Source organism: Actinotalea sp. JY-7885, assembly GCF_014525465.1.
Classification (GTDB): domain Bacteria; phylum Actinomycetota; class Actinomycetes; order Actinomycetales; family Cellulomonadaceae; genus Actinotalea.
This window is the reverse complement of record NZ_JACEXH010000093.1, coordinates 1-13,098: the sequence shown is the minus strand read 5'-3', so window position 1 is coordinate 13,098 and position 13,098 is coordinate 1. Positions and strand designations below refer to the sequence as shown.

The following is a 13,098-nucleotide window of genomic DNA, read 5'->3' as shown; positions in this document are numbered from 1 at the left end:
CGCGGACCCCGCACGCCGGGCGGCCGCATGGCACGGCGCCCGCCCCGGCGCGGGTGGCGCGGGCCCTCTCCCCCGGGCCGGCGCCGGCGTCAGCCCTTGACGGCGCCCGCCATGACGCCGGAGACCAGCTGCTTGCCGGCGAACACGAACACCACGAGCAGCGGGGCGGCGACGAGGAAGACGCCGGACATCACGAGCCCGGTGTCGGTCGTGAACGCACCGCGCAGCTGCGGGATCACCAGCGGCATCGTCAGCTGCGAGCGCATGACGACCGCCGGCCAGAAGAAGCTGTTCCAGGAGCCGACGAACGTGAACAGCGCGAGCGTCGCGGCGGCCGGACGGGCCGCGGGCATCGCGATCGACCAGAACGTGCGGAACAGCGAGGCGCCGTCGACGCGCGCGGCCTCGATGAGCTCGAACGGCAGCGCTTCCTGCAGGTACTGGGTCATCCAGAACACGCCGAAGGCGCCCACGAGTCCCGGCACGGCGAGCGCGAGCAGGGAGTCGATCCAGCCGAGGTCGTTCATCATGACGAACATCGGGATGGTGCCCACCTGCGCGGGGATCGCGAGCGTCGCGATGACCGTGAGGTACAGCGCCTGCCGTCCGCGGAAGCTCAGCTTGGCGAAGCTGAACCCGGCGAGCGCGGAGAAGAACACCGTCGAGGCGCTCACCGCCACGGCGACCAGCAGGGAGTTGGCGAACGCCGCCCAGAAGCTGAACTGGTCGGCCGAGAACACGGCGCCGAAGTTCTCCCAGAGCCGCAGGGTCGGCAGCCACGTCGGCAGGTTGCCGACGGCCCGCGAGATCTCCTGGGTGGTCGCCGAGCCGTACATGGCGGACGCGTACAGCGGGAAGATCGAGACGGCCACGACGACGGCGAGGAGCGCGTAGGTCACCCAGCCGGGCCGCCGGGTCGACGGGTCGTACCCGCGCACGGGCCGCCCCCGGGCGGCGCGCTTGTGGGCGTACCGCGCGGCGCCGCGGCCCGCGGTGTTCTCGATGAAGCCGGTGCTCATCGCTTCGCTCCCTTCGTGAGGTCGAGGTCCGCCGCGCCATCGGACCCGGGCACGCCGTCGTGCGCGTCGTCGTGGGCGTCGTCGTGGGCGTCGTCGGGCATCGCGCCGGGCTCGGCCGCCGCGTCCCGCAGCCGGGCGATCGTGGCCTTGCGGCGAGCCCGCGAGACCCGGACCGGGGCGGTGCTCGAGGAGGAGATCGAGCGCGTGATGAGGAAGTTGATGACCGAGAAGATCCCGATGACGAACGCGAAGATCCACCCGACGGCGGCCGCCTGACCCAGGCGGTCCTGCCAGTCGCCGAAGCCGAGGTCGTAGAGGTAGAGCACGACGGTGGTCCACTGGTTGTCCGCGCCGCCGCGGCCGCCACCCGTGCCGCCGCCGTCGTACATGCGGGCCTCGTCGAAGACCTGCAGGCCGCCGATGGTCATGGTGAGCACGACGAAGATCAGCGTCGCGCGGATGCTCGGGATGGTGACCGAGAAGAACTGGCGCACGCGGCTCGCGCCGTCGACGGTCGCGGCCTCGTAGAGCTCGCGCGGCACCGCCTGCATCGCGGCCAGGAGGATCAGCGCGTTGTAGCCCGTCCAGCGGAACGTCACCATCGAGCCGATCGCGATGTGCGAGAGCAGGCGGTCCTGGAAGAAGGGCGAGTCGGTGTGGGTCAGCAGGCCCAGGTCTTGGAGGTTGGGCACGAGGAGCCCGAACTGGCCGAAGACCTGACCGAAGATCATCGCGGTGGCGACCGGCATGACGACGAACGGGATGAGCACGCTCATCCGCCAGAACGTCCGGGCGCGCAGGTTCTGGTCGAGCACCGCGGCGATGAGCAGCGAGAGGACCAGCTGGGGCACCCCGCCCCACAGGAAGATCGAGAAGGTGTTCTCCAGCGACCGCCAGAACAGCGGCTGGCGCAGCACCCACACGAAGTTGTCGAGCCCGACGAACTCGCCCATGCCGGCACGCCGGTGCCACTCGTGCATCGCGACGACGACGTTGAACAGGAGCGGGAAGGCTCCGAAGATCGCGAACAGGATGAAGAACGGGGAGATGTAGAGGTAGGGCGAGACCTTGATGTCCCAGCGGGACAGTCGCTGCCCCCACCCCACCCGGCGCGCCGGTCGCGCCGCCGCAGTCTCGGATGCCATGTCGGCGCCTTCCGTGAGGTCCCGCCCGGCGGGCCCCCGCACCGTGCAGGTCCGGGGGCCGCGCCGCGTCGGGTCAGTTGGCGGTCTCGAAGCCGAGGGCGTCGAAGTCGGCGACCACCGACTCCCAGGCCTGCTCGGGGGTGGCGCTGCCGGACTCCACGAGCCGGATGCCGTCGGTCACGAGCGTCTGGATGCCCGCGAAGTTCTCGCCGCGGAAGCCGCCGGCCGCCGAGTCCCCGGCCGCCGCGGCCAGGTCGCCGTAGATCTGGCCGACCGTCTGGCCGCCGTAGAACTCGTTCTCCGCCTCGGCGATCTCGGGGCTGCTCATCGCCTCGAGCTGGGAGGGGAACTGCCCGGTCGTGTTGAACCACGCGACAGCGGCGTCCGCCGACGTCAGGTGGTCGGCGAGCCGGACGGCCCACTCGGTGTTCTCCCCCGTGGCCGGCACGGCGAAGAACGACCCGCCCCAGTTGCCGCCGCCCTCGGGGAAGGTGCTGGCGATGCGCCAGCCCTCGATGCCGTCGGCGTTGTCCGCGATGATGCCCGTCATCCACGCGGGCGTGACCACCGTCGCCCACTGCCGGTTCTGGAAGCCGGCGCCCCAGTCGTTGTGGCCGATGGCGATGCCGGCGGAGATGTCGTCCTCGGCCGCCTGGGCGAACATCAGGAACAGGTCCTTGACCTCGGTGTTCTCGGCCAGGTCGTAGGGCCGGCCGGACTCCGGGTCCTCGAACGCCGCCGGGAGCAGGTTGATCGCGGCCTGGAACGCGTTGGTGAGCGAGTCGATGAAGTAGTTGTCGTTGACCGCCACGTACTCGCGGCCCGCGTCGAGGAACGACTGCCACGTGGCGTCCTCGCCGCCGATGAGCTCACCGAACGACTCGGGGTCGGTCGCGAGGCCGGCCTGGGTGGTCATGTCCTGGTTGAAGGCGATGCCCAGCGGACCGATGTCGGTGCCGTAGCCGGTGATCATCCCGTCGACCGAGCCCTGGCTGACCTTCCAGTCGACCCAGCGGTCCGGCACCTCGGGCAGCTCGACCCAGTCCTCGGGCACGGCCATCATCTCGGTCCACCAGTCCAGCTCCACGAGGTGGACGTCGGAGAGGCCGGCGCCATCGGCGGACAGGCCGTTGCGCAGCACGGTCTGGGCGGAGGCGCCGTCGGCGAACGAGTTCACGACGATCTCGATGCCGTGCTCCTCCTCGAACTCGTCGAGCAGCTCCTGCGGGAAGTCCATCCACGCGGCCACCGAGAGCTCGGCGGGCTTGTTGTCCTCGCTCGCCTCCCCGGCGCTCTCACCGCCGCCGCCGCCACCGCCGTTGCCGCACGCGGTGAGCGTGAGCGCCGCCACCGCGCAGGTCGCGGCCGCGGCGCCGAACTGCCTGTTGATCCTCATCATCGAGGTCCCTTCGGGTTTCTTGGTGGGTTCAGGAGGTGGTCGAAGGGGCGATCGAGGCGACCGCCCAGGGGGCCAGGTCGAGGTCGATCACCAGGACGCCGTCGGCGCCGGTGGTCACGGTGCGGCGGTCCAGCGCGTCGGCCACGCGGCGCAGCTCGGCCACGTCCTGGCGCGAGAGGTTGAGCGGCTCGCCGCGTCGGTGCCACTCCTCGGCGACGTTGCCGTGGTCCCAGTCCAGGACCTCGACGTCGTACCGGGTGCCCGGAGCGAGCCCGGCGACGGTGTGGGCGATCCGACGCGCCGGGCCCTGCCCGAGGTGGCGGCGGGCCTGCGCGTAGCTCGTGGCCCCGCCGACGGACTGCGAGCCCATCGACTCGGGGTAGTTGAAGAACACCCCGGCGACGCCGCCGTCCGCGGTGCGGGTGAGCACGCCGTGCTCCGTCTGCAGCGCGATCGTCGGCCCGAGCCGGCGGAGCATCGCCATCGCGTGGAACGTCGGCTTGTGGATGCCCTGCTCGTTGACGAAGCCGAAGCCGCCGTGGAACGGGCCGATGCCCCCGCCGCCCTCCTCGAAGACGTCGGTGAAGGTCCAGTACGCGATCGACTCGGCGAGGTCGTGGCACTGCAGGAAGGCGCGGGCGATGTACGTCGCGGCGAACAGCGTGTCGTGCATGTGGTCGCGGCTCGAGGGCGAGGTCGACCACTCGGTGACGTGCAGCTCGGCGTCCGGGTACGGGCTCGCGGCGATGATCTTGCGCAGCGCCTCGAGGTCGTGGAGCGTCGCGTCGCGGTTGCGGCTGATCGGCCGGCCGACTCCCTGGGTGTCGTACGCGTAGTCCGTCGGGTAGAGGTGGGTCGAGAGGAAGTCCAGGGGCAGCCCGCGCTCGGCGCAGTAGTCGATGAGCTCGTGGATCCAGACCGGCTTCCACGGCAGCACGTCGGGGTCGGGCGCCTCGGCGGTCGCGGCCTCGACGGACTTGTCGTGCACCTCGCCGTCATAGCGGGCGTCGGGCACGAAGACCGATGACGACGGCCCGCCGACCCGCAGCCCGCCATCGATGTCCTTGATCGCCCGGACCGTGGCCTCGTAGAGCTCGAAGTACTCCGTGCGGGTGCCGGTCCAGAAGTGCGGGACGAGGTTCGGCTCGTTCCACACCTCGAACGGCCAGCGGCGCACCTCCTCCAGGCCGTAGCGCCCGATCCAGTGCCGCACCGTGGTGGTCACGAGCTCGACCCACGCACCCATGTCGGTGGGCGGGCTGCAGTGCGCCTTCCACCAGAACAGGGTCTCGGTCTGCGTCGCGAGCTCACGGGGCATGAAGCCGAGCTCGACGAACGGGCGGGCGCCGGCGTCGAGGATCGCGTCGAACACCTTGTCGACGTAGGCGTAGGTGTGCACGGGCCGCTCGAGCGGCGTCGGCGGGCCGAAGCCCCCGCCGTCGGCGGTGCGGTAGACGAACATGTCATCGTGGAACACGCCGTGGAACCGCACGTAGCGGGCCCCGAGCACGTCGACCGCCTCGCGGAAGTGCTCCTGCCAGTCGGCGCGCAGCGCCTCGTTGGCCCGGCCCGCGCCGACGCACTCGTTCCAGACGTGCCGCAGGGGCACCTCCGCCGACGGACGTCCGTCGATGAGTAGCGTGGGTGACGCGTCGACCGGCATCAAGGACCTCCGTTGGTCTGCGGGGCGGCGCCGTCGCCGCCCAGAGGATTGCGAAACAGTTTCGTAACCTGTATCGTGGCCCGACAGTAGGGGACGCGGCCCGTCGTGCGCTACCTCTGCCGCCGTCTGAGTCTTGTCCGCTTCTTGTGCACGCACAGAGCGAAACAGTTTCGATCCGATGGAGGGTCATGGCAGGCGACGCCGCCCAGCGACGGGCGACCCTCGACGACGTCGCCGCGGCCGCCGGGGTCACCAAGCCGACCGCCTCCAAGGCGCTCAACGGACGTCAGGACGTCTCGGCGGCGACCCGCGAGCGCGTCCTGGCCGCCGTGACCGAGCTCGGCTACCGGGCCACGACGGCTCGTGCGCCCGCCGCGGGACGCACGGCCCTGAGCGTCGTGTTCGACATCCCGGCCTCGCCGTACATCCTCGGCGTGCTCCAGGGCGTCATGGCCTCGGCCACGGGACGAGGCGTGGACCTGCTCACCCGCCTGGCCCCCGAGCGCGCGTCGCGCGGCCAGCGCACCGTCGCCCGCGAGTGGGTCGCCGACCAGCGCGCGGCGGGGGTGGTCGGCATCATCGGCCTCACGCTCTCCGAGCCCGACGCGCTGATCGACGCCGCGAGCGACGCCGCCCTGCCCTTCGTCATCGTCGACCCGGTCGACACCAGCCACCGCCGCATGGTCAGCGTCGCGTCGAGCAACTGGGCTAGCGCCCGCACGGCCACCGAGCACCTCATCGGCCTGGGCCACACGCGGATCGCATGGATCGGCGGGCCCGAGGCGTCCGGCGCGGCCCGCGACCGGCTCTACGGCTACCAGGCCGCGCTCGACGCGGCGGGGCTCGAGATGGACCCGGCCCTGGTGCGCTCGGACCACTTCGACGTCGCCTCGGGCGCCCGGCACGCCACCGCCCTGCTCACCTCCCCCGAGCCGCCGACGGCGATCATGGCGGCCGACGACGAGATCGCCGTCGGGGTGCTGGTCGCGGCCCACACCCTCGGCGTGCGGGTGCCCGACGACCTCAGCGTCGTGGGCTTCGACGACACGCCGCAGGCAGCCTGGACCACGCCGCCGCTGACCACGGTGCACCAGCACCTCGAGGGCATGGGCCGGATGGCCGTCGAGACCGTCCTCGGGATGGTGGAGGGCCGACGGCCGGCGTCGCGCCACGTCGAGCTCGCGACCTCGCTCACCGTCCGGGACAGCACCGCGGCCGCCCCGGGCCGCGCAGCAGCGACCGATGGGCCGGTGCCCGTGGACGCGTGAGCGGCCGACCGTCGTCCAGGGGCGCGGTGGCACGGGCGGTCCGGGCAGCCCGTCCCGAACCCTCCTCGCGACCGATCGGGCGACGAGGTCCCGACGGCTCCTGCGCCGCCGCCCGCCGTGCGGCACCATCGTCGCCATGTCGCTCACCGTGGCGCTGCCGGCGTCGGGCCGGCCACCGGTCGGCGATGCCCCCTGCGCGGGCTTCGCGACCGGTTGGCCCCAGGAGACGGGCAGCCACAGCGGAGCGGCAGGCCGATGAGAGCGCCCACGGGGCGGTTCGCCGCCCCAGTCCTCGCCCTCTCGCTCGTGTTCGTCGAGTTCCTCGCCGGGATGCAGAGCTACCTCTCCCAGACGGTGCTTCCGCTGGTGGCGGCCGAGCTCGACGGGGCACACCTGTACGGGCCGCTCAACGCCGCGGCGCAGGCACCGATGTTCCTCACGATGCCGCTGGGGGCCTGGCTCCTCTCGCGATTTCAGGTCGGGCGCCTCATGGTGGTGTTCACCGCCGTGACGGTCACGGGTGCGGTGATCTGCGCGGTCGCGCCGTCGATGGGGTGGTTCATCGCCGGCACGGCGGTCAGGGCCTTCGCGTCAGGCGCTCTCGCCACGGTGAGCATGGGGGCCATCAGTCGAGGACTCCCGCCGCGCTACCGCCAGCTGGTCCTCGCCGGGATGTCGGGGGTGTGGCTGTTCTCCTCCGTCCTCGGCCCGGTGTACGCGGTGGCCGCGATGGCCGCGTTCGGGTGGCGCTGGGCGATGGTGCTGTACCTGCCGGTCCTGCTCCTGGCGCGGATGCTGGTGGCGCGCTACACGCCCGAGCGCACCGAGGAGGTCCCCGCGGAGAAGGCGCCGTGGGGGTGGTCCCTCGTCCTGGCCGGCGGGGCGGCGGTGCTCGTGCTGCCGGTCGGCGCGTGGTCCGCCGTGGCGCTCGCCGCCGGGGTCAGCCTCATGCTCCTCGCTGCGCGGGCCGTGCTCCCGGCCGGCACGTTCGGCAGGTCGCGCGGCCGGCGAGCCGCGCTCGCCGCCCTGGCCGCCACCGCCGCCGTGTACTTCGGCGCCTCCATGGTGCTGTCGGTGGTGGCGCACGACGCCTTCGGCCTCGGCCCGGAACGGTTCGGGTTCATCATCGCCGCCCCGGGCCTGCTCTGGGCGGCGGCAGCGCTGTGGACCGGCACCCATCCCGCCCTCGACGACGCCGCGTTCCGTCGGCGGGCGCTGCCCGCCGGGGCGAGCATCACCACCGGCGTCGCGGTGCTCCTCGGGACCACGCTCCTCGCCGATGACGCGTCGACGGCGTTCATCGGCCTGCTGCTCGGGGCGTGCCTGCTCGGCCTCGGCATGGGCTCGGTGTACCCGGACCTGCTCGGGCGCTGTCTGCGACAGCCGGACCAGCCGGACGGCATCTCGGACGACCGGATGGCGGCCGCCGTCGTCATCGCCGAGTCCGTGGGCATGGCGGTGGCGACGACGTCGGCGTACGCCTGGCTCGGGACCGGGCTCGGTCTCCTCGACGGGCCCGTGCCGCGGGCCCAGGTGCTCTACCTCGTCCTGCTGCCACTGGCCGTCGTCATGCTCCAACGGCTCGCCGCGGCGTCCCGCGGCGCCCATGCCGCCGACGGCGCCTCCCGAGCTACCCGACCGGGCTAGCCGGAGGCTCCGCGCTCGCGGCCACCGCCCGCAGCCCCAGCTCCCGCACGGCCGCCCGCACCTCGTCCCCCGCGGCCACCCGGTACGCGACGGGCAGCAGCGCCAGCCACTCGGCGTACGAGGCCGCGTTGCTCGTCGTGCCGACGATCCGGCTGCGCCCGCCGTCGACCTCCTCCACCCGCCCCACGCTGCGCGGCACGTGCCGCCGGACGACGTCGGCCGGCGCCTCGACCTCCACCTCGACCGGGTACCGCCACCCCGACGCCAGGTGCTCCTCCAGCAGCGCGACCGGGTCGAGTCCCGCCGGCGGCTCGAAGGTCCGCTCGAGCGGCGCGACGTCGGTCACGCGGTCCACGCGGTAGGCCCGCACCGCGTCGCCGCTCGGCGCGTGGTGCGCGCGGCAGAGCAGGTACCACCGCGCGTGCCGCACGACGACGGCCCACGGGTCCACCTCGAACGTGCGCTCGGTCCCGGCCTCGGTGCGGTACTCGAGGCGGACCGCTCGACCGTGCGCGCAGGCCTCGACGAGCGCCGACGTCGTCGCCGGGTCCGGGCGCGCGGCGGCGTGGTCGGGCGCCGGCGCCGTCGTGCGGCGGACGGCGTCGGCCTGGGCGGCGACCGGCTCGGGCAGGGCGCGGACCAGCTTGCCGAGGGCGCTGCCGACCGGGTCGCTGGGGTCGGCGGCGGCGTGGTGGCCGTCGAGCACGGCCATGACCAGGCCGAGCGCCTCGGCGGACGTGAACAGCAGGGGCGGCAGGCGCAGACCCCGCCCGGCGCGGTAGCCGCCGTAGCGCCCGCGCAGGGTCTCGATCGGCAGGCCCGCCTCGCGCAGGATCTCGACGTAACGCCGCGCCGCGCGCTCCGAGACGCCGAGCCGGCGCCCCAGCCGCTCCGCCGTGATGCCGGGCGCGGCCTGGATCAGCTCGAGCGCGAGCAGCGCACGCGCCGTCGGGCTGGCGTCGGCACCCATGGCCTCACCACCTTTGCTACGCGGCGGCCCTTCGTCCGGTTTCGACCCTAACGTGACGCGTATGAGCGACGACACCGTACTGAGCACGAGCATCGCCGAGCCGTCACCGACGGCCGGCGAGGCCGAGATGCTGCTGTTCTCGCTGGACCGCTCCCGCGCGCAGTTCGCGTGGAAGGTGGGCGGCCTGGACACCGCGACGCTGCACGCGCCGCACCCGCCGTCGGCCATGACGCTCGGGGGCCTGATCAAGCACCTCGCGCTGGTCGAGGACCAGCGCACGGCCGAGCACCTCGGCGGACCGGGCTTCGGCGCCGTCTGGTCCGGGTGGGACGGGCCCGAGTGGGAGTGGCGCTCCGCCGCCGACGACTCCGCCTCGCAGCTCTACGCACTGTGGCGCGACGCCGTCGAGCGCTCGCGGGCCGCGTGGACGCGCGCGCTGGCCGAGGGCGGGCTCGACGCGCCGGCGTCCAGCGGCCAGGGCACCCTGCGGCGCGTGCTGGTCGACCTCACCGACGAGTACGCCCGGCACGTGGGCCACGCCGACCTGATGCGGGAGGCGATCGACGGCCTCGTCGGGGAGGACCCGCCGCAGGGCGACCGGTAGCCCTCGTCGGCGCGGTGCGTCAGGCGCGTCAGGTGCCGAGGTTGTTGATCGCGTCCATGCCCCACAGCACGACGGCGACGATGATGCCGACGGCGATGAGCACGGAGCCGAAGATCGTGAGGAACACGGGCCAGAAGCTGCGCGCCCGGGGGCGGACGATGACGTCGCTGGGGTCGTCGGCGTCGACCCACACCGATCCGCTGAACATCGGCGTCGCACCGAGGCCGCGGCGGAACGCGGAGAAGACCGTGGTGGTGCGCGGCGCGCCGTCGGGCCCGGGGAACTCGACGGTCATCCAGTTGCCGGCGGGAAGCCGCTGCTGAGTCACCAGGCGGGCGGGGAGCTGGATGCGGCGTTTGCGGCTCTCGTTGCGGGACAGCGCGACGGCGCCCGCGATCATCGCTCCGCCCACGAGGAGCGTCGCGACCAGGACGATCCACCCCGCGGTCGGCACGACGCTCCACGCTCGGGGCACGCCGCTCCGCACACGGGCACGACGCTCCGCACCGGGCACGACGCTCCGCGCCCCGCGACCGACCCGGGACTCGAGCCGCCCGACCTACCCCACCATCGCCGCGCTGCGCTCCCAGAGCCCGTCGACCAGCCGGTCGTCCAGCGCCTGCGGGTTCGGGGCGGCCTGCCGACGCAGGTCGTAGTACTCCCCCGGTAACCAGTCGACGCCGGGTGCCCCGTCGACGAAGTGCGCGAGGTGCGACCCGCCCTCCTCGGCGCTCGTGAGCAGGAACCGGCGCAGCGGCGTGCGGTACACGAGCCGGAACACGCTCGTGCTGCCCGCCGCGAACCCCGTCGCCACCGTGCCCGGGTGGAACGCGACGGCCGCGACGCCGTCGGCCGCATGGCGCGCGTGCAGGCCGCGCGTGAACAGGATGTTGGCGAGCTTGCTCGCGCCGTACGCCCGGCTCGGCGTGGAGCCGCGTTCGCTCTCCAGGTCGTCGAGGTCGATGCGCCCGAAGCGGTTCGCAGCGCTCGACGTCGTCACGACCGTCGAGGTGCCGGCCGCGCGCAGCCGGTCCAGGAGCAGCCGCGTCAGCAGGAACGGCGCCAGGTGGTTGACCTGGAACGTGGTCTCGTGACCGTCCACCGTGAGCTCGCGCCGGCCGAACACGCCGCCCGCGTTGTTCGCGAGCACGTCGATCCGGTCGGTCCGCTCGACCAGCGCGGCCGCGAGCGCACGGACGTCGTCGAGCCGCGCGAAGTCCGCCACGAGGTGCTCGGCCCCGATCCCACGGGCGACGTCGGCCGTCTTCTGCGGTGAGCGGCCGACGACGATCACGCGCTCGCCCCGCGCGGCCAGGTCCCGCGCCGCCGCGGCGCCGATGCCGTCACTGGCTCCGGTGATGACGATGGTCCTGCCGGTCACGTGGCCTCCCGATAGCGGCCGACCACGGCGGACGCCGGTCCGCGTGCAGTCTCCCCCGCCGGCCGGCCGCCCGCGCGCGGGTCGCCCGCTACCCGGCGACGGCCGCGTCCAGGCCGAGCTGCTTGCGGATGAGCTCCCCGGTGTTGTGCACCGGGAGCTGGTCGATCGGTGCCCAGAGCTCCTCCTCCGAGGTGGCCTCCCCGGCCTGCGCCCACAGGTCGGCCTCGACCTCGCAGTACCCGACCATCTGGTCGATCAGCGGCTGGACGTCCGCGGGCCACTCCGCCGCCAAGAGGCCGTCCGCCATGTCCTGCATGAGCGTGGCGTTCTCCGCGGCGAGCTCGCGCAGCTGCTCGAGGTCGTTCTTCGCGAGCGCGGCGTTCCACTCCCGGATGTTCGAGTTCCACGGCTCGACGATCTCCTCGTACGTCGCCGCCGCCTCCTCCGTCGAGACCTCCGAGCCCGCCGGCTCGCGCGAGGTCTCGGGGGTCCCGAGGGGCGAGCTCACCGGCGCCGGCGCGGACGGCTTGTCCGGCCCCGGCCCGCCGACGGTGCAACCCGCCGCGAGCGCCACGACCAGGGCCACGACGGGGACGATCGGGCGTGCGTTCACGGTCGGCTCCTGGGGGAAGGCCGGCTCGGGGTGCCGGACGGAGTCGATCTTGCCCGATTCGTCAGCCCGCTGCGCACCCGAGCGCCCGCAGGACGCCGCGGGCCGCCGTCCGGCCGGCCCGGTTGGCGCCGATCGTGCTCGCGGAGGGGCCGTAGCCGACGAGCTGCACGCGCGGGTCGCGGACCGCCGTCGTGCCGTCGAGCTCGATGCCGCCCTCGGGCGTGCGCAGGTGCAGGGGCGCGAGGTGGGCGACGTCGGGCCGGAAGCCGGTCGCCCAGAGGATGACGTCGGCGCGCCGGCGCGTCCCGTCCGGCCAGACGACGCCGTCGGGCTCGATCCGCTCGAACATCGGCAGCCGCGTGTAGACGCCGCGCTCCGCGGCGGCGCGCTCCTGCTCGCGGAGCATGAGGCCCGTGACGCTGACGACGCTCTGCGGCGGCAGACCCCGCCGCACGCGCGACTCGACCAGCGCGACGGCGCGGCGTCCCTCGTCGGGGGTGAACGGCGTGGTGCGCCACACGGGCTCGCGGCGCGTGACCCACGTCGTGGTCGCGACCTCGCTGATCTCCGCGAGCAGCTGCACGGCCGACAACCCACCGCCCACGACGACGACGTGCTGCCCCGCGAGCTCGTCGGGGCCGCGGTACCCCTGGGTGTGGAGCTGGCGTCCCGCGAACGAGCCGCTGCCCGGGTAGTGCGGCACGAACGGGCGCTCCCACGTGCCGGTCGCGCTGACCACGGTGCGCGTGGTCCACGTGCGTCCGGCGCCCGTGACGAGCAGCGGGCCCGCGGCGTCGCCGTCGAGCGCCTCGACGCGCTCGACCCGCACGGGCCGCAGGACCGGCAGCCCGCCGCGCCGCTCGTACTCGCCGAACACCTGCGGCACGACGGCGTTGGCGCGCTCGGCGGAGGTGGGCGGCGCGACGTCGTCGGGCAGGGCCGCGACGCCGTGGACGTCCGCCATGGTCAGCGTGTCCCAGCGGTGCTGCCACGCGCCGCCGGGCGCCGCGTTGGCGTCCAGGACGACGACGTCGTCCCACGGCCGCAGGCCCAGCCGCAGCAGGTGGTGCGCCGCGGAGAGGCCGGCCTGGCCGGCACCCACGACGACGGACTGCAGCACGGCCTCCACGCCGGGGCAACGCCCCGCCGACGCCGCCTCTTCCCGGCCGCTCTCCCCCGCAGCCCTCCTCCCACGTGTTCGCATCCGAACAACCGCACAGGTGGCCACGTACACAACGGGGCCAGCCGTACGGATGCGCGGGTGCGAACATCCGTACGGCTGGCGGGGTGGGCCGGCTGGCTGGCGGGGTGGGCTGGCTGGCGGGGTGGGCCGGCTGGCGGGGTGAGCCGGCTGGCGGGGTGGGCCGGCTGGCGGGGTGGGGTGGCGGG

Annotated in this window: 12 protein-coding genes; 3 read left to right on the top strand and 9 right to left on the bottom strand. The window is 73.9% G+C overall.

Annotated elements, in window-relative coordinates:
• Positions 1-89: 89 nt before the first annotated feature.
• The 4 genes from IDM29_RS10075 to IDM29_RS10060 form a co-directional block, all read right to left on the bottom strand.
• Positions 90-1,019 (bottom strand): carbohydrate ABC transporter permease, encoded by a 930-nt coding sequence (locus IDM29_RS10075; protein ID WP_182113118.1) that lies wholly within the window; start codon positions 1,017-1,019, stop codon positions 90-92.
• Positions 1,016-2,164 carry a carbohydrate ABC transporter permease gene (locus IDM29_RS10070; RefSeq protein WP_182113117.1) on the bottom strand — a complete coding sequence of 383 codons (1,149 nt, stop codon included), beginning with the start codon at positions 2,162-2,164 and terminating at the stop codon, positions 1,016-1,018. The genes IDM29_RS10075 and IDM29_RS10070 overlap by 4 nt, the downstream gene beginning before the upstream one ends.
• Before the next feature lie 73 nt (positions 2,165-2,237).
• A complete protein-coding gene (locus IDM29_RS10065; RefSeq protein ID WP_182113116.1) occupies positions 2,238-3,560 on the bottom strand; it encodes an ABC transporter substrate-binding protein in 1,323 nt (440 codons plus the stop codon).
• Positions 3,561-3,591: 31 nt separating this feature from the next.
• Positions 3,592-5,226, bottom strand: a complete 1,635-nt coding sequence (locus IDM29_RS10060; protein ID WP_182113115.1) for a beta-xylosidase — start codon at positions 5,224-5,226, stop codon at positions 3,592-3,594.
• A 188-nt stretch (positions 5,227-5,414) separates the two neighbouring features.
• Here IDM29_RS10060 and IDM29_RS10055 point away from each other — a divergent pair, with 188 nt between their 5' ends.
• Positions 5,415-6,494 carry a LacI family DNA-binding transcriptional regulator gene (locus tag IDM29_RS10055; RefSeq protein WP_182113114.1) on the top strand — a complete coding sequence of 360 codons (1,080 nt, stop codon included), beginning with the start codon at positions 5,415-5,417 and terminating at the stop codon, positions 6,492-6,494.
• A 255-nt stretch (positions 6,495-6,749) separates the two neighbouring features.
• Entirely contained in the window at positions 6,750-8,141 is a 1,392-nt protein-coding gene (locus IDM29_RS10050; RefSeq protein ID WP_182113113.1) for an MFS transporter, read from the top strand.
• On the opposite strand, the gene IDM29_RS10045 is transcribed toward IDM29_RS10050, so the two are convergent.
• On the bottom strand, positions 8,125-9,111 hold the full coding sequence (locus IDM29_RS10045; protein ID WP_182113112.1) for a YafY family protein: 987 nt from the start codon (positions 9,109-9,111) through the stop codon (positions 8,125-8,127). The genes IDM29_RS10050 and IDM29_RS10045 overlap by 17 nt on opposite strands.
• A gap of 61 nt (positions 9,112-9,172) precedes the next feature.
• On the opposite strand from IDM29_RS10045, the gene IDM29_RS10040 reads away from it, so the two are divergent.
• Entirely contained in the window at positions 9,173-9,715 is a 543-nt protein-coding gene (locus tag IDM29_RS10040; protein ID WP_182113111.1) for a DUF664 domain-containing protein, read from the top strand.
• A 28-nt stretch (positions 9,716-9,743) separates the two neighbouring features.
• Here IDM29_RS10040 and IDM29_RS10035 read toward each other — a convergent pair whose 3' ends face one another.
• The 4 genes from IDM29_RS10035 to IDM29_RS10020 form a co-directional block, all read right to left on the bottom strand.
• A complete protein-coding gene (locus IDM29_RS10035) occupies positions 9,744-10,169 on the bottom strand; it encodes a hypothetical protein (RefSeq protein ID WP_188037480.1) in 426 nt (141 codons plus the stop codon).
• Positions 10,170-10,274: 105 nt separating this feature from the next.
• Positions 10,275-11,096 carry an SDR family NAD(P)-dependent oxidoreductase gene (locus IDM29_RS10030; RefSeq protein ID WP_182113109.1) on the bottom strand — a complete coding sequence of 274 codons (822 nt, stop codon included), beginning with the start codon at positions 11,094-11,096 and terminating at the stop codon, positions 10,275-10,277.
• Positions 11,097-11,184: 88 nt separating this feature from the next.
• The gene (locus IDM29_RS10025) at positions 11,185-11,709 is read right to left on the bottom strand and encodes a hypothetical protein (RefSeq protein ID WP_188037479.1); all 525 of its coding nucleotides are present in this window, start codon (positions 11,707-11,709) and stop codon (positions 11,185-11,187) included.
• Positions 11,710-11,770: 61 nt separating this feature from the next.
• Positions 11,771-12,829 carry an FAD-dependent oxidoreductase gene (locus tag IDM29_RS10020; protein ID WP_375372402.1) on the bottom strand — a complete coding sequence of 353 codons (1,059 nt, stop codon included), beginning with the start codon at positions 12,827-12,829 and terminating at the stop codon, positions 11,771-11,773.
• Between the last annotated feature and the right edge of the window lie 269 nt (positions 12,830-13,098).

What these genes read in the sequence shown, in the direction of transcription:
- IDM29_RS10075 (WP_182113118.1), bottom strand. Translation starts at nt 1,019, where the DNA reads ATGAGCACCGGCTTCATCGAGAACACCGCGGGCCGCGGCGCCGCGCGG.
- IDM29_RS10070 (WP_182113117.1), bottom strand. Translation starts at nt 2,164, where the DNA reads ATGGCATCCGAGACTGCGGCGGCGCGACCGGCGCGCCGGGTGGGGTGG.
- IDM29_RS10065 (WP_182113116.1), bottom strand. Translation starts at nt 3,560, where the DNA reads ATGAGGATCAACAGGCAGTTCGGCGCCGCGGCCGCGACCTGCGCGGTG.
- IDM29_RS10060 (WP_182113115.1), bottom strand. Translation starts at nt 5,226, where the DNA reads ATGCCGGTCGACGCGTCACCCACGCTACTCATCGACGGACGTCCGTCG.
- IDM29_RS10055 (WP_182113114.1), top strand. Translation starts at nt 5,415, where the DNA reads ATGGCAGGCGACGCCGCCCAGCGACGGGCGACCCTCGACGACGTCGCC.
- IDM29_RS10050 (WP_182113113.1), top strand. Translation starts at nt 6,750, where the DNA reads ATGAGAGCGCCCACGGGGCGGTTCGCCGCCCCAGTCCTCGCCCTCTCG.
- IDM29_RS10045 (WP_182113112.1), bottom strand. Translation starts at nt 9,111, where the DNA reads ATGGGTGCCGACGCCAGCCCGACGGCGCGTGCGCTGCTCGCGCTCGAG.
- IDM29_RS10040 (WP_182113111.1), top strand. Translation starts at nt 9,173, where the DNA reads ATGAGCGACGACACCGTACTGAGCACGAGCATCGCCGAGCCGTCACCG.